The organism is Streptomyces sp. NPDC049627 (assembly GCF_044465645.1).
In the GTDB taxonomy this organism is placed as follows: Bacteria; Actinomycetota; Actinomycetes; order Streptomycetales; family Streptomycetaceae; genus Streptomyces.
In genome coordinates, this window is the sequence record NZ_JBITLW010000009.1 from 416,571 (window position 1) to 433,218 (window position 16,648).

Here is a 16,648-nt window from a genome sequence, read left to right on the forward strand (position 1 = left end):
GGGCCTGGACGAAGACAGGGCTGGCGGATTTCGGACACGGCACTGCCGCGCCCCTTCAGGGGCGCGGGGCTGTGTTCGATATGCGGCTCCGCCGCGTGGGCGCGACCAGACACAACGAGCCCGCAGCCGCCAGACGGCCTGACGCGGCACCCTCACCGCCATCGCCCCCGCTTCGCCTCCATCGCCGCCCTCCCCTCAGCGCCCTTCCGCTTCCAGTCCCGCCGAAGCTCCGCACGGACCCTCGCATCGGTCTTCGCCACGATCCACTGGTTCTCCCGCATCAGCTTCCGGTAGCTGTCCAAACGCCGCTCGGGGAGCTCACCGGCATCGATCGCGGCCAGCACGGCGCACCCCGGCTCGGCATCATGCGCACAGTCCTGGAAACGGCACCCCTCGGCCAGCTCCTCGATCTCCGAGAAGACCTGGCCGACCCCGGTCCCGGCGTCCCAGAGCCCGACGCCGCGCAGCCCCGGCGTGTCGATCAGGACCCCGCCGCCCGGCAGCGCGAGGAGGTTGCGCGTGGTGGTCGTATGACGGCCCTTGCCGTCGATGTCCCGCGTGGCCTGGACCTCCATGACGTCCTCGCCGAGCAGCGCGTTCGCGAGGGTCGACTTGCCCGCGCCGGACTGTCCGAGCAGCACGGACGTACCGCCGGACACGACCGCGACGAGCGCGTCGAGCCCGTCCCCGTCCATCGCGCTGACCGGGAGCACGGGCACCCCGGGCGCCGTGAGCTCCACGTCCTGGACGAGATGCGAGAGCGTCACGGCGTCCGGCACGAGGTCGGCCTTGCTGAGGACGACGACCGGCTGCGCGCCCGACTCCCAGGCCAGGGCGAGGAACCGTTCGATCCGGCCGAGGTCGAGCTCGACGGCCAGCGACACGGCGACGATCGCGTGGTCGACGTTGGCGGCGAGGATCTGCCCCTCGGACCGCTTGGAGGAGGTGGAGCGTACGAAGGCGGTACGGCGTGGCAGATACGTCCGTACGTAGCGGGGATTGTTTCCCGCGGGTTCGACGGCGACCCAGTCCCCGGTGCACACGACCCGCATCGGATCGTGCGGGGTGACGAAGGCCGTGTCGGCGCGTACGACACCCTCGGCGCTGATGACGTCGCACTGCCCGCGGTCGACCCGCACCACGCGCCCGGGCAGCAGCCCCTCGGCGTCGTACGGGGTGAACGCGTCGGCCCAGGCGGAGTCCCAGCCGTAGGGAGCCAACGCGGAGAAAACAGAAGAGGAAGTCAACGGGTGACCCTTCACAAGGGTGGCCCCGGCAGCCGCGTCAGCGGGACGCGGAGAGATGAGGTGTGATCAGCCGGCGGCCACGGAGGCGGACTTGATGAACTGGAACCGGATGCGAGCAGCGCTCATCGCCATGACAGCCATCGGTCGACACCTCCTCACACACATCTGACGCACGCCTCTGATGCAGACATCTGACGCACGCATCTGCTTCGACGGCGGCGGCCACCGGCCACCGCCCTGAACCGCCGTCACTCTAGCCCGGACCCGTGAAGGCCCGTCAACCGGTTTTAGGCACAGTCGTGCCCGTTCAGCGCGAAGTCGTACGCCGGCGAGTTCTCGCCCTCCCACGACGCGATGAAGCCGAAGGAGAGGGTGCCGTTCTCGGCGACCGTCCTGTTGTAGTCCGCGGCCGCGGCCGTCACCCGGGAGCCGTTCTGGGCGAAGCTCGCGTCCCACATCTGGCCGACCTGCTGGCCGTCCCGGAAGGACCAGGCGACGCGCCAGTCGTCCAGGGCACGCTCGGTGGTGACGGTGACGGTGGCCTGGAAGCCGTCGGGCCATTCGTTGACGAGGTCGTACTGGACGCTGCAGGTGGCCGGTTCGCTCGCGGACGGATCCGGCTCGTCCCCGCCGGCCGTGGAGGACTGGGTGCCCTGCGGCTCCGGGTCGGGTTTCTTCGGCGCGGGTGAGTCGCGCCGGGTGTTGGTCGCCGACGGCCGCGGCGAGTGCGACGCCGACGCGCCCGACGCCGACCGGGTGGCGCCCGTGACCGGCGCGGAGAAGTCGGGGCCGGAGACCGGCTGGCGGTCGGAGGCGTCGCCACCCGCCACGGTGCCGTCACCGGTGGAGCCGCCGGGCATCATCGACACCGCGAGGGCGAGCAGGGAGACGAGGACGGCGGCGACGAGGAGGCCGCTGCGCACGACGCGCGCCTTGTGCGCACCGGGGTTCGGCGGGCCGGCGTCCGCCTCCGGCCGGTCGGGACGTCCGGCGCCGAGGCGCACCTCGGTGGCCCGGCGGCGGCGCTCCAGGTAGGCGAGTCCGCCCCAGCCGATCACCCCGCCGGCGAGCGCCCCGGGCAGCCCGCCGCCGTGCAGCCGCAGACAGGCCGCGGCCTCGGCGCACTCCACGCAGGTGGCGAGGTGGCGGGAGAGGTCCTCCGGGGTGTCGGCGGCCGTCGAGCGGGTCACGGCGTCGAGGAGGCGGGCGTAGCTGCGGCACTGCGCGTCCATCGGCGTGTCGAGGTGGTTGCGCTGGCAGCGGTCCCGGAACAGGCCCCGGACCTGGGCGAGTTCCTCGGAGACGGTGTCCGGGTCGAGGCCGAGCCGACGGGCCACGACGGCCGGCGGCAGCGCCTCCACCTCGGTCAGCCACAGCAGTGCCGCGTCCGGCTCCTGCATGTCGCGCAGTCCGCGCAGCGCGAGCGGGCGCTGCAGCGGGGGTCCGGTGTAGCGGGCGGCCTTGTCGGAGTTGAGCCACAGGCGCAGGTCGGGGTCGAGCTTGTGGCCCTGTCCGGTCTCCTCCCAGGCGGCCGCCGTGGTGCGTACGGCGGTCAGCAGCAGGGGGATCCGGGGCAGCCGGGCCGGGCGGCGGCCCGCGCTTCGCAAGGTTCCGGCCTCGGCCTCGCGGGCCTCGCGTATGCCGGTCGAAAACGCCTCTGCGGCCAGCTGGCCGGCCGCGGTGGAGCCGGCCGTGCACAGATCGGCGTACGACAGCACGGCGTCCCAGCACTCGGAGAACAGCGCGGCCTCGGTGGCGTCCTGGGGGGTCGGCAGGTCGGGCATGAGTCTCCTGCATCCACATGCGAGGTCAACTCGCCATATTGGCAATGGAGTTGGGGGGAACCTCGCGGCAGAGCATGAGCTTTTCACGATTCCTGCACAACTGACAAGCGCCGTGTTCAGATGTCATGACAGTCCGTCGCGCCCGCAACTCCAGTCACTGGTACGGATGCCGGCCCCGTCCGTCTCAATTACACCGTCGCGGACTCCTCCGCCGGAAGGCTGTCCATGAAGGAGCTGACCGAGAACACCGCGCGACCGGGACCGGGCGGACCGTATCCGGGCGGGGAGGACAGGCCGAAGTCGTCCATCGTGGCGCGGTAGGCCTCCAGCAGCCGGATGTGGTACTCCAGCGGCGCTCCCTGCGGGTTGGCCTTGCCGAGCGGGGTCGTCGGCTCGGGGCACCACGTGGTGAAGCGGGGCGTGATCCCGTGGGACATGAAAAAGCGCAGGCCCTCGGTCGTCGAGGCGATCGCCTCGTCCACCGTCGTGAAGCCGAACGGCTCCGCCATCTCCACACCCGCGACGAAGTTGGGGATGACGTTGCGCGCGCCGAACACCTCGGCCGAGTCGAGGATCCGCTTGTGCCACTCGTCGCGGCCGACATAGCGCTCCTTGCCCGGGCAGTACAGCTCGAACAGGCGGCGGTCCCACACCTCGTAGTTGGGGTGGTAGATCTGCACGCCGTAGTCCTTGAACCGCTGCACGTCGTCGCGCGGCAGCGCCTGCGCCACCACCTTGCCGATCCAGCGGCCCGGGAAGCGCTCCTCGATGGCCTTGGCGTAGTGGCCGTAGAAGTCCGCCTCGTCCCGCCCGGCGACCGTCTTGGTGATCGCGCCGCCGGTGAGCGTGTAGGCGGTGGACGCCTTGGCGGTGTCGTACCGGTCGATGATCTCGAGGGCCTCCAGGACCTCCTCGACGTCCTTCACCCCGGTGTACGGGCGCCCGGCCGCCTTGTGCTGGCGCCAGTTGTGGTTGATGTCGCAGTACTGGCACTCCTCCTTGGCGCCGAAGTACTGGCAGACCCGGAAGACGGTGAGGTAGATGAGATAGCCCCACTGGATGGTGGGGGCCACCTCCATGACGGACTTCCCGTTGGAGAGCTTGTGCCGGTAATACTCGGGCATGGGCGGGACACCGACGTCGGCGATCCGCTTCCCGTCGAGGTAGAGCCCGAGCAGCCCCTCTTCGTCGGCGGCCACGCGGTACGGCGACGACGGGTTCACGCGCACCGAGACGACGGTCCGGCGCAGGTCGTACGGGCCTCCGGTGAGGATGATCTCCTCCGGCGGGCGTCGCAGTGCCGCCTCCCCCAGCTCGGGCAGGGTGCCGTGGTCGAAGGAGAAGATGAAGTACGACTTCGGCTTGACCTCACCGCCATCGTTGTCACTCAGGGCGGACGGGTCGAAGGCGACTCCGCCCCGGAGCAGATCCTCCTTGAAGACGGCTTCCCGAGGTACATGCGGGAATCGCTCCATCAGATCCTCGACCAGTGCGGTGCGGCTGCCCATCCGTTGTCTCCTCCCGGCTCAGGCGTACGACTCCTCACGGTATGCCCCTGCCCGGGCGTGAGCGGCGGCGGGGGCCCTTCGGGGCCGGTCGTGGCGGGCCGTGGGGTGATGGGGGGCTTTTTTCTCGCCCCCGCCGCCCCTACCCGTCCCGTCCCTGGGGGCCTGCGGCCCCCAGACCCCCGCTTCGGCCCTGAAGGGGCCTCGTCCTCAAACGCCGGACGGGCTGGGTAAGTCAGCCTCTCCGGCGTTTGAGGAGCGGGGGTCCAGGGGGCGGAGCCCCCTGGCGGGGGCGAGAACAGCCCGGCCGCGCACCCTCAAACTGGCCGACCGTCACGCCATGCGTTCCAGCTCCGACTGGACGATCCCGTGGGCCAACGGCTGCCCGGCGCCGAGCCGCTCCGCCTCTTCCGTGACCGCGAGGCCGAGGCGGGCCGCCTCGTTTCCCTGGGCGCCGGCCAGATGCGGGGTGATGAAGGCGTTCGGCAGGTCGTACAGGGGTGAGTCGGCGGGGAGGGGCTCGGGGTCGGTGACGTCGAGGATCGCGGAGATGCGGCCGGTGCGGAGTTCGGCGATCAGGGCGTCGTGGTCGAGCAGGGCGCCGCGCGCGGTGTTGATCAGGACCGCGCCGTCGCGCATCAGGGCCAACTCGCGGCGGCCGATGAGGTGACGGGTCCGGGGGGTCTCGGGGGCGTGGATCGTCACGACGTCCGAGGTGTGCAGGAGGTCGTCCAGAGGAAGGAGCCGTACGCCGAGTGCGTCGGCGCCCGCCTCGTCGACGTACGGGTCGGTGAGACACACGCGCAGGTCGAAGGGGCGCAGGAGCTCGATCACCCGGCGGCCGATGCGCGAGGCTCCGATGACGCCGACGCGGCGGCCGTAATTGCCGATGCCGGGGACGAGCCCCCAGCCGGCGAAGGCACGCTCGGTGCGCAGGCGGTCGCGGGCGGCGAGGAGATCCTTCCCGGCGAGCAGAATCATGGCGAGGGTGTACTCGGCTACCGGCACGGCGTTGGCCCCGGCCGCCGAGCTCACCGCGATGCCCCGCCGCCACAGCTCGGGCGTGGCGAGGCTCTTGACCGAGCCGGCCGAGTGCAGCACCGCGCGCAGTTCCGGGGCGGCGTCGAGGAGGGCCGCGTCGAGGCGGGGGCAGCCCCAGCCGGTGACGAGGATCTCGGTGCGGGCGAGGGCGTCCTTGAGGCGCGGGTCCGTGAAGTCCTCGGCCACGAGGGCGGGATCGATGTCCACCGACTCCCGCAGCCGCTCCAGCACCTCCGGCGGAAAGACCTGCGGCACGTACTCGGCGGTCATGGCGAAGAGCGCCTGCGGCAGACGGGGCAAGGACGTGGCCTCCGGCTCAGCGAGGGGGACGAGAGGGGGGCGGGAAAGCGGTCTCTACGGTAGGCAGGCGCGGGTGAGAGGGTCAACGCACGGACGCTTCCCCGGCAGGACGGCATGGCATGGGTGACGGGGACGACGGCCGGTTCGGCAGCCCCACCGTCCCTCTCATGGTGACGATCGGACGGGCTTCCGGTATTTCGGTATTGCGGCGCATGCTTGACCTGCCGTCTGATAAATGTCCCTATACGTGCACGCCCCGCCGGACGGGGGCGGAACGTGTCGGGGGGCATCACGGGGGTACGGATGATCGCTTCGAGCAGGGCTCAGCTGGTGTTCGTCCATGGCATCGGCCCTCTTCGGAATGCCGGACAGGAGCAGCAGGCGTGGCTTGAGAGTCTGGCCCAAGGTGCACGTAGGGCCGGGCACAGTGACGCCGTCTCGGGTCTCACCCGGCAGTGGCTCGCCGACGTCCGGTTCGCGAACTACAGCGACCTGTTCATGGCCCCAGGCCGGCAGGGTCCCGACGTCTTGCCGCCCATGCGTGAGCAGCAAGCCCTCCTGCTGCCCTTTGTCCGGGAGCTGACCGAGGAACTCTTCCACCAGGCTCGGGACCGTGGGGACGCCCGTACGCTGCGTGTGATCGAGGACGCCCGGCAGCAGTTGTCAGGGGCAGCCGACGAGGTCGCGGCGTCGCCGCAGACGCAGGGAATCGGCGAACCCGTGCGGCTTCTGGCGAGCGTGCTGACCACTCTGCTGCAGATACCCGGGCTGCGCAGGGCCGCCCAGTGGGCCAGCGGCCAGTCGTTGCTGGGGCACCTGGGCCAGGTGGGGCGCTACCTCGGCCGCGGCGAGACGGACGGCGAAGGGCGGCCCCTGGACGTGCGCGTGCGGGAACGGGTGCTGCGGTGTGCGGACCCCGGGCGGCCGCTCGTGGTCGTCGCGCATTCACTGGGCACGGTCGTGGCCTTCGAGGCCCTGCACCACCATCCCGGCCCCGTCGCACTGCTGGTGACACTCGGTTCGCCGCTGGCGACCGCGGCGGCCGTCCGGCAGCGGGTGCGGCCGCGACCCGCGCACACTCCGGAACCGGTCGAGCGGTGGCTCAACTTCTGGGACAGGGACGACATCGTGGTGTGCCGGCCCCGGCTCGCCCCATGGATGCTGCCGAACGGATCCGGTGTCGTACCCGTCACGGATCGCGTCGACTCCGACGGGATCTGGGTGCACACCGCGACGAAGTACCTGCGGCAGCCCGCGGTGGCCGGCCCGGTCGTCGAGGCGCTGAAGCGGTGACCGGCCCGGCGGCGCGGCACGTGCTGGTGATCGCAGCGCAGTGCCGCGCCATGGGAAGGCTGACGCGCCTCGGACGAGCGGCGCGGGACCTGCACGCCGTCCTCATCGATCCGGCGTTCGGAGGCTGCGCCCGCCGCATCGGTGCGCACCGGTCCCTGCTGATAGGCGACGACCTCACACCGGGGGACGTGCATGAGGCCGTGACCGAGGCCGTACGCCGAGCCAGGGAGGACAGCACCGTCCTCGTGGTGGCCCTGCTGGGCCACGGGTTCACCACGCCGCAGCAGACCGACCTGTACTACATGGTCGGCGACTCCACGACCGAGAGCACCGGCTCGGCCGTGCATGTGGGGCATTTGCTGGCCGGAGCGGCCGACGAGAAGGGGCTGGACGGTGTCATCGGCATCGTCGACACCTGTCGTGCGTCGGGTGCGACACCGGACGCCGGCCAGTTGGCCGGTGGTGTGCGGGCGGGCCGGGCACGGCTGGCGGTCCTCACCGCCGCAGCCGCCGACCAGGACGCCCGTGATCTGCGGCTGAGTTCCGCTCTGACAGAGGTGCTGAGGGAAGGCATTCCCGGTGCCGGCAGCGCGCTGCACGTGGACCGGACCCTGACCGAAGCGTTACGCGCGCGCATCAGCGGCCAGACCGTCGGACGCACGGAGTACGACAACGATCCGTATGCCCTCCAAGGTCTGTGGCTGTCCCGCAACGCCCGTCACACCACCGTCACCGACGCCGAACCCGTCGGCCCGTTGGGGCATCAGGTGCTGTCGGAGGCGGTGGAGTTGTGGCGGGCGCCTGCCGCGCTGCCCGAGCGTCTCACGCCCACCGCCCTCGAGGAACTGCGGGACTTCGCCCGGTCCGGCCGGGTCGAGGACGAGACCGACCCGGTCTGGCGCCGCCGCATCGAGGAGGTGACCACGGCGCTCCTGGAGTGCGCGTACGTCGCCGACCTCATCGCCGACACGCTGGCCGACGAACTCACCAGCGATCTGCTGCGCACCGCCGGCCGCCTGGCCGGCTTCCCGACCGCCCGCAAGGAAGGGACGCTGCTGCGCGACCTGCTGGAGTACGCCGCCCTGCGTGTCCAACCCGTCGGGGACAGGCCAGGGCAAGGGGTGGCCCGGCTCCTGGCCGCCGTCGCCGATCGAGCGGGGCTCGGCACGAGCGACTCGCCACTGCGGGAGTGGGCCCGGCAGCGTCGGCTGACCCCGCAGTTCAACCAGGCGCTCAAGGATTTCGAGGCCGACCGGCAGGGACAGCGGCTGCGGCTCGTCGTGAGCCTGGCGGGCGCGTGGGCGGACTGGCCGGAGGAGGTGGAAGCCTGGTTGCTCCGCGGCGGTACGGCACTGCCCGAGCAGTGGTCCACCCCCTGCGTCTCCGCAGATCGCATCGGTGTGGGCAGGGCGATCGGAGAGGCGCTGGACTGGGCGCGCGGCCAACTCCCGGTCCCGGAGCTCCTGGTGAACGTGGACGTGGCCGCACCCGCGCACCTGGTGGCGCGGTGGCGGCCGGAGGAGGAGAAGATCGGACTCCACATCCTGGGGGCGCACCACGCCGTCATGGTCCGCTGGAGCGGTCGGCTGGATCCGCAGGCGCACAATGCGGAGAGCAACGACGCCGCCCGCAAGTCCCTTCAGGCCATGGCCTCCTGCGCTGCGGTGCCCGTGGAGTGGGTCGACGCGGCGGTCCTGCGCGACCGCTCCGGACTGGACCTCGGATTGCAGGCCGGCCAGTACGCCATGGCGGTGGGCGTGGACCATCACCCTGAGGACCTGCCCGACGTCCTCGGTCTCTTGCTGCCGTACGCGCCGATCGTCCTGTGGCCGCGTCCCGATGCCCGGTCCTCCCAGGACCGCCTGCGCACGGTGGTGGGCCAGCAGTGGCACACGCTGCCCGGAGGCTTCGCCCAGGCCTACCGCGACCGCTGGAAGACCCACGAGAACTGCTCGCTGTGTCTGGGCGACATCCGTGCCGTCTGGCATGACGAGGCGTGGCTGGAGTTCTGCCGCCCGTTCGAGAAACGTGCTGTCACCGCCCTCGAGGAGGAACCGTGACCTGGAAGCCCTACTACCACGGCGACGGAGTCCGGCGGCGGGCGGAACTCGCTGCACCGCCACCCTGGCGTACATTCCCCCGAACCTCCCAGCACCGCGAGTACCAGCCGCCGCCGGGACTGACCGACGCCGTCAACGCGGCCCTGCACCTGCGCCGTCCGCTGCTGATGACCGGTCCCGCCGGGTCGGGGAAGTCCACCGTCATCGAGCAGGTCGCCCACGAACTGGATCTCGGCCCGGTGCTGCGCTGGCACATCACCTCGCGCAGCACACTGGCCGAGGCGTTGTACCGCTACGACGCCCTGGGGCGCATCCACGCCCAGAGCCTCCGGGCCTCCCTCACACAGGCCGCCCACCACCGCCGACTCGGCGGCCGGCGGGCCGGTCGCGCGGGCGACGACATCGCGCCCTTCCTCCAGCTCGGCCCACTCGGCACCGCGCTGCTGCCGGTGGAGCGGCCTCGCGCCCTGCTCATCGACGAGATCGACAAGAGCGATCTGGATCTGCCCGGTGACCTGCTGGACGTCCTGGAGCGCGGCGAGTACGAGATTCCCGAACTCGTGCGCTACAGGCGCCGCAGCGTCGAGGTCCGCCAATGGGACAGCCAGGACACGTACCGGATCGAGCACGGACACGTGCGGTGCACGCAGTTCCCCTTCATCGTGCTGACCAGCAACGGAGAACGCGACTTCCATCCGGCCTTCCTCCGCCGCTGTATCCGGTACACGATGCCCAGGCAGACCCCCGAGTTGCTTCGGGACATCGTCCGCGCGCACTTCGAGGAGCTGCCCGGCCACGGGGCCCAGGAACTGATCATCGAGTTCGCCGAACGCGTGGGCCGCGGCGATCACCTGGCCGTCGACCAGTTGCTGAACGCCGTGGCTCTGCTCGTCGGTGACCAGGCGCCCCCGGAGGAACAGCGCCGGCAACTGCACACCCTGCTGCTGAGCGCGCTGTCCCGTGCCTGACGCTCTCGACCGGCTGCTCACCTCGCTGGGCGCGTGCGCGCCGCCCGGCACGGACGCGCGCACCCTGGCCGACGCGGTGTTGCTGGCCGTTGCCCGGACGGCCGCGCGGCCCGCCGCCCAGGTCGAGGACGACTCTGCGGCCTCGGCTCCGCCGACGGACGAGCCGGCACCGCCCGGCGAGCCGGCCCCCACCATGCCGCCGGCCGCCACTGGCCAGGACCCGGGGGTGTCCGCCCATGTCCCGGGAAGCACCACGCGGGTGCGCGGTACCCCGCTGTCGCTGGGTCGCGCGGACCCCCTGCCCGAAATCCTGGCCGTCGGCCGGGCCCTTCAGCCGTTCCGCCGCACCTGGCGCCGCGGCAGTCGAACCCGCCTGGACATCGACGCCACGGTGGACCACTACGCGCGCGGAGGGCCGCTGATACCGCTGTTCTCCCCGCGGCCGGAACGCTGGTTCGAAGTCGTGGTGCTCGTGGATCGCTCGCTGTCGATGAGCGTGTGGCAGGAGACCGCGCAGGCCCTGACCCGGCTGCTGCGTGGCCTGGGCGCATTCCGGGCCGTGCACAGCTGGACATGGGAGTGGGACGAGGAGGCACGACCACGGCTGCGCGACCAGACGCGCACACGGGTCTCGCCCGACCGCGTGCCCCACCACGGCAGCGGTGCGCAGGGCCGGCGTCTCGTCCTGGTCGTCTCCGACTGCACCGCGCGCGGCTGGCACGATCCCGCCCCCTGGAAGATGCTCGCATCCTGGGGTCGGCACGTCCCGGTCACGCTCGTCGATCCGCTGCCGCAGCGGCTGTGGCGCCGCTCCGCCCTCGACCTACCCGCCGTACGCGCCACCGCCAGGCACGCCGGCAGCCACAACGCCGCTCTGCGCTACCGGCTCCCGCTGCGGTTTCAGCCCCACTCCGGCCTGGCTGCCGAGCTCAGCCCCTGGCAGGCTCTGCCCGTCGCCGCCTGTACGCCGCACTCCCTGGGTTCCTGGGCTCGTGCCCTGATGGGTACGGATCCGCAGGGCTGCGACGCCGTCCTCGTTCCGGCCACCGGGCGTGTAACGCGCCTCGGCCCCGTTGGAGGTGACGGCGCCACGGACCCCGAAACCCTTGCGGACGCGTTCCTGCGCACCGCCTCGGCGCCGGCGGTCCGGCTCGCCGTTCTGAGCTCGCACGTGCCCGAGCTCACCCTGCCGCTGTTGCACGCGCTGCGTGAACAGGCCGTGCCCGAGGCACGCCTCGCCGACGTCGCCGAGGTGCTCACCAGCGGCCTGCTCGCCGTGACCCGAGTCCCGGACCACGATCCCGTGCTGACCTTCCGCGGTCCGGCCCGCGCTCGGCTGCGCGAACACCTGACGAGTCACGACGCGTGGCGCACCCTGGCCGCGCTCAGCCGTCACCTGCACGCGCACCCACACACACCGCACGGCATCGCCGCTGTCCTGCACTCGCCGAACGCCGTCGCGGAACTGCCCGCCCATCTGCAGCCGTTCGCGCACGCAGCGCTGGCCACGCAGCGGTTACTGGGGATCCCTGCCGCCCTGTCGGCCGGGCCGGAGGAGGCGCCTTCGCAGGATCCCGCTCATGTCACGCAGGATGCCGGGACGACAGACCAGTTTCCGTGGCCGTGGAGGGGACGGCTGTTCGCCGTCGTCCGCACATCGGGGCACCCAGGTGCCGGGAGCCGCTTCCGGCGCGTGGGCACCGGTTTCCTGCTGGGACCGCGGCTGGTCCTGGCTGCGGGAGACCTGGCCCAGGGCGCGGCAGACGACACGCTCGGTGCCGTACAGCTGCGCCCGAGCGGTGTTCGTGTCACGGCGAGCGACTGGCTCGACTGCCGCGTCATGTGGCGCGGCGAGCGCCACTACCAGGGCCTCACCCTGCTCCTCGTGGCGACGGGCGCGGCCGGCCCCGAACTCCTGCGGGGATCGGCGGAACAGAATTGGGGCGCATTGCCAGGCACCGGGTCACTGGCCTCCTGCCGTGTCCTCGTGGCGGAGGAAGGGCAACTGCGGACCCCCACAGGTGTGCTGCACGCCACGGAGCCACCCGGAGCCCCCCACATCCTCGCACTGGACCACCCGCTGCCGCCGGACGTCACCGTGCGCCCCGGCACGCCCGTCTTCCACGGGGACACGTTCCTGGGCGTCGTCGTCGCAGCGGCGAAAGAGCCGTCCGGCAGCCGTGCCTTCGCCTTCACCATGGCCGGGATCGCCACCCTGTCCCGCGACCCGCAGTTCCAGGACGTCGTCAGGCGATACATGCCGGGGCGCTCCGCACTCACCACCGTCACCCCGGCCCGACGCCCCGCCCGCTTCCTCATCGGCAGCCTCCCCCCGCCCTGGGACGGTGCCCCGGACAGGGGCTCTGCCCTCGCTGAGGACTGGGCGGCCGCGGATCGTGGTGTGCCGCTGGTGCTGGGCGGGGACTCGGCGGCCGAGAAGCGGTCCTACGCATCGGCCCGTGTCCGCGGCGAGTGGCAAGAGCGCCGGGCCGACGTCGTCATCTGGGCATCCGGGAGCAGCACCTCGGAGATCCGCACCCGGTACGCCGAGGCCGAAGCGGTGATCGCCGGAACCGGTACGGCCCGTGCCGAGGACGGCGTCGATGCCCTGTTCCAGCGCCTGCGGAGCATGACGCGCCCCTGGATCGTCGTGATCGACGGACTGGACGAACTCCCCTTGCCCGAGGAGGTGTTGCCGCCTCTCACCCGATACGGTCGGGTCGTGGTCACCGGAGAGGGGCCGGTCCTGAGTTCCTGGAGCGGCGCACCGGCGACCCCCCGGGACTCCCCGGTGAAGGCCGCAGGGCCCAGGCGCCGTCCGATGCCCGGCGAGAGGGTGAACTTCTTTCTCAGTCGAGCTCCCACCGAGGCCCTGGACGTCTATGTCCGGAGGTTCTACGACGACTTGCTCAACGAACTGCGCAGTCTCGGGGCGGACGTCAACAGGCAGCTCCCGTACAGGGATTTCACCCAGGCCGCCATGGCCCCCGAGCGAGATCGCTTGGTCGGCCGGGAGGTCGGCGCATGCCAGGCCTTCGTGGCGCTGTACTCGCCGTCGTACTTCCGCAGCCGCCACTGCGGCAGGGAGTTCGCAGCCTTCAGTGAGCGCCTGAGGCGGTACCGTGAGGACATCGGGATCGACGTCCCCTCGCTGATCCCCGTCCTGTGGTCGCCCTTGGACGAACCCCTCCCCCGCACGGCCGACCGGTATCGGACGACGGTTTCCGGGCTCTCCGACGAGTACCCGCGACGAGGACTGCGCGAGCTCCTGCGCTCCGACCCGACGGGCGCGGCCTACCGCGAAGTGGTCGAGGCGGTGGCGGATGCCGTCATCCACGCCCACAGGTTCCCTGTGCCCTTCGTGTCGGACCTGGATCTGGCTCACGTGCAGGAGGCCTTCCCGCTGGGAACGACGCCGGAGCGCCTGGGACCGTCGCATGTGCGCATGTTCATAGCCGGCAGAACAGCGCTGGACCCGTCTTCCTATCCCCCTCGTTACCCGGCCCTCGCGCACCGTGCACAACGGGTGGTCGTCGATGAGGGGTTCACCGCCAGTCTGGAGCTTGTCGACGAGACGCTGGAGGAGCACCTCGACCACGCCGTCCGGGAGGGGCAGATCACCATCCTGATCGTCGATCCCCGGGTCGTCCGCGACCCTCTCTACGGGGACATCCTCACCGCGTTCGACCGTGCCCACCATCCGATCACCGGCGTCATCGTCACCGAGGTCGACACCGACGGTCATGCCGAGGCGGACGAGGAGGAGCTCTGGACCGCGGTGGCGAGTGTGTTCCAGCGCAACTGGCTGCGCCGCAACGACCGGTACGACGCGCTGTTCCGGGCGCGAGTGGACAGCGAACAATTCGACTCGGTGCTGGCCGTGATGGTGGCCGTGGCAGTCAACCGGCTCATGGAGTCGAGCACACCGCGGCGGCTGCCCTCCGGACCTCCGGCGCCGCCCCTGCCAGGGCTGTCCCTGCCGGGACCGCCCTATCCGGGAGGAGAGGGTACGCATGACGAGTGAGCCGGGCAGGCACGGACGGATCGTCACCTTCTACTCGTACAAGGGAGGTGTCGGGCGCACCATGGCGCTGGTCAACATCGGCTGGATCCTGGCCTCGAACGGGCTGCGCGTGCTCGTCGCCGACTGGGACCTGGAGGCTCCGGGACTGCATCGCTACCTCCGTCCCCTGCTGATCGACCCGGAACTGCGCTTCACAGGAGGGATCCTCGAACTGTGCCAGAGCTACGCCCGCGAGGCCCTGAGACCAGCGGCGGCGGGCGAGGCGACCGATGACGACTGGCTGCGCGCCTGTGCGCGTCCGGCACCGTACATCACCGGCACGGACCTGAGCTTTCCGGGCGGCGGCCGGCTCGACCTGATGCCGGCGGGACGACAGAACGTCACGTACTCGGCCGCCATCAGCAGCTTCAACTGGCATCACTTCTACGAGGTGCTCGGCGGCGGCACGTTCCTGCAGGCTCTGCGGGAGGAACTGATCGCCGCATATGACTACGTCCTCATCGACAGCCGCAGCGGCTCCAGCGACACCGCGACGATGTGCACCGTCGTCCTGCCCGATGTTCTGCTCGCCTGCTTCGTGCTCAACCAGCAGAGCATGCGCGGCACGGCCGATGCCGCCTTCACCGTGAACCGGGCGGCTCCGCGTCCCGTTCATGTCCTGCCGGTGCCGATGCGGGTCGAGGCCGTCGAGACCGAACGGCTCGAAGCGGCTCGCGACTTCGCGCGGGCCCACTTCGGCCCCTGCCTTGCCTGGCTCCCTGAGGAATCGCACCACCGTTACTGGGGTGATGTCGAGATCCCGTACAGGCCGTACTACGCCTATGAGGAGATTCCCGCGGTGGTGGCCGACCGCCCGGACCAGCCGCACACGCTGCTTGCAGCCTTCGAACGGCTCACCGGCTGGCTGACCACGGGTCTCGTCCGCTCCGTGCCCCCGCTCCCGGCGGCGGAGCGGCACCGCCTGAGGCAGGCCTACGCACGCGCGGACTGATCCCCGAGCGCCCCTGCGAGGTAGGTTCCAGCGGTGACTTCCTGGTTCTCGTTTTCCCTGGGAGGGACGACCGCATGACCGAGACGATCACCAACTGGGCGGGCAACATCACCTACTCCGCCAAGGAGTTGCACCGTCCGTACTCGCTCGAAGCGATCAGCGCCCTGGTGGCCGCGAGCGAGCGGGTGCGGGTGCTGGGCAGCGGGCACTCCTTCAACGAGATCGCCGAGCCGGGCCCCGAGGGCGTCCTGCTGTCGATCGCCGGTCTGCCGCCGGTGATCGACGTGGCCCGTACGGCCCGTACGGTCCGGGTCTCGGGCGGTGTCCGGTACGCCGAGCTCGCCCGCGCGGTGGACGCGCACGGGTTCGCGCTGCCCAACATGGCGTCCCTGCCGCACATCTCGGTGGCCGGTTCGGTCGCCACCGGCACGCACGGGTCGGGGATCGGCAACGGCTCCCTGGCCGCGCCCGTGCGGGAGGTGGAGCTGGTCACGGCGGACGGGGCGGTGGTGACCGTCGGGCGGGGCGATCCGCGGTTCGGCGGTGCGGTCACCTCGCTGGGCGCCCTCGGTGTCGTCACCTCCCTGACGCTCGATCTGGAGCCGTCCTTCGAGGTGGAGCAGCATGTCTTCACCGAACTCCCGCTGGCGGGGCTGGACCTGGCGGCGTTCGAGGCCGTGATGTCGTCGGCGTACAGCGTGAGCCTGTTCACCGACTGGCGTGCGCCCGGATTCCGGCAGGTGTGGCTCAAGCGGCGCACCGACCAGTTGCTGCCCGACGTCGCGTGGGCGGCGCCCGCGACCGAGAAGCTGCACCCGGTGCCGGGGATGCCCGCGGTCAACTGCACCGAGCAGTTCGGGGTGCCGGGGCCGTGGCACGAGCGGCTGCCGCACTTCCGGGCGGAGTTCACGCCGAGCAGCGGGGCGGAGCTGCAGTCGGAGTATCTGCTGCCGCGGCGGTACGCCGTCGACGCGCTGCGGGCGCTCGACGGGATCCGGGAGACGGTCGCCCCCGTCCTGCAGACCTGTGAGGTGCGGACCGTCGCCGCCGACGAGCAGTGGCTGAGCCCTTCGTACGGACGGGACACGGTCGCGCTGCACTTCACCTGGATCGAGGACACGGCCGCCGTCCTGCCGGTGGTGCGGCGGCTGGAGGAGGCGCTGGACGCCTTCGAGGCGCGGCCGCACTGGGGGAAGGTGTTCACGGTGCCGGCACAGGTGCTGCGCGGCCGGTATCCGCGGCTGGCCGACTTCCGGGCGCTGGCGCGGGAGCTGGACCCGGGTCGGAAATTCGCCAACGGCTTCGTACGGGAGATACTGGGTGACTGACGGCGGAGGGACTTTGTAAACCCCCTTTCCTAACCCCTTGTCGAAAGTCCCCGCACGCCATAGCCTTGCGCCGCGCCGGTGCCGACGACGACCCGGCCTGGACCGAA

The 16,648-nt window shown here is 71.4% G+C and carries 10 protein-coding genes; 6 read left to right on the plus strand and 4 right to left on the minus strand.

The window, feature by feature from the left end; translation table 11 throughout:
* Positions 1 to 152: 152 nt before the first annotated feature.
* The 4 genes from rsgA to ACIBU0_RS26195 form a co-directional block, all read right to left on the minus strand.
* The gene (gene rsgA, locus ACIBU0_RS26180; RefSeq protein WP_398822590.1) at positions 153 to 1,247 is read right to left on the minus strand and encodes a ribosome small subunit-dependent GTPase A; all 1,095 of its coding nucleotides are present in this window, start codon (positions 1,245 to 1,247) and stop codon (positions 153 to 155) included.
* Between the two features lie 287 nt (positions 1,248 to 1,534).
* Positions 1,535 to 3,031: a cellulose binding domain-containing protein gene (locus tag ACIBU0_RS26185; RefSeq protein WP_398822593.1), complete on the minus strand. Its 1,497-nt coding sequence runs from the start codon at positions 3,029 to 3,031 to the stop codon at positions 1,535 to 1,537.
* Positions 3,032 to 3,219: 188 nt separating this feature from the next.
* Complete coding sequence (locus ACIBU0_RS26190; protein ID WP_398822596.1) at positions 3,220 to 4,539, minus strand: radical SAM protein; 1,320 nt, start codon at positions 4,537 to 4,539, stop codon at positions 3,220 to 3,222.
* A 330-nt stretch (positions 4,540 to 4,869) separates the two neighbouring features.
* A complete protein-coding gene (locus tag ACIBU0_RS26195) occupies positions 4,870 to 5,877 on the minus strand; it encodes a hydroxyacid dehydrogenase (RefSeq protein ID WP_398822599.1) in 1,008 nt (335 codons plus the stop codon).
* Between the two features lie 537 nt (positions 5,878 to 6,414).
* On the opposite strand from ACIBU0_RS26195, the gene ACIBU0_RS26200 reads away from it, so the two are divergent.
* From ACIBU0_RS26200 to ACIBU0_RS26225, 6 genes are all read left to right on the plus strand, one after another.
* Complete coding sequence (locus ACIBU0_RS26200) at positions 6,415 to 7,170, plus strand: hypothetical protein (protein ID WP_398822602.1); 756 nt, start codon at positions 6,415 to 6,417, stop codon at positions 7,168 to 7,170.
* A gap of 50 nt (positions 7,171 to 7,220) precedes the next feature.
* On the plus strand, positions 7,221 to 9,230 hold the full coding sequence (locus ACIBU0_RS26205) for a hypothetical protein (protein ID WP_398822605.1): 2,010 nt from the start codon (positions 7,221 to 7,223) through the stop codon (positions 9,228 to 9,230).
* On the plus strand, positions 9,227 to 10,198 hold the full coding sequence (locus ACIBU0_RS26210) for an AAA family ATPase (protein WP_398822607.1): 972 nt from the start codon (positions 9,227 to 9,229) through the stop codon (positions 10,196 to 10,198). Before ACIBU0_RS26205 ends, ACIBU0_RS26210 begins: the two co-directional genes overlap by 4 nt.
* A complete protein-coding gene (gene fsxC, locus ACIBU0_RS26215) occupies positions 10,191 to 14,222 on the plus strand; it encodes an FxsC protein (protein ID WP_398822610.1) in 4,032 nt (1,343 codons plus the stop codon). The genes ACIBU0_RS26210 and fsxC overlap by 8 nt, the downstream gene beginning before the upstream one ends.
* Positions 14,212 to 15,213 carry a KGGVGR-motif variant AAA ATPase gene (locus ACIBU0_RS26220; RefSeq protein ID WP_398822613.1) on the plus strand — a complete coding sequence of 334 codons (1,002 nt, stop codon included), beginning with the start codon at positions 14,212 to 14,214 and terminating at the stop codon, positions 15,211 to 15,213. The genes fsxC and ACIBU0_RS26220 overlap by 11 nt, the downstream gene beginning before the upstream one ends.
* A gap of 74 nt (positions 15,214 to 15,287) precedes the next feature.
* Positions 15,288 to 16,541, plus strand: coding sequence for a D-arabinono-1,4-lactone oxidase (locus ACIBU0_RS26225; RefSeq protein WP_398822616.1), 1,254 nt, complete (start codon positions 15,288 to 15,290; stop codon positions 16,539 to 16,541).
* The last annotated feature ends 107 nt before the right edge of the window (positions 16,542 to 16,648 follow it).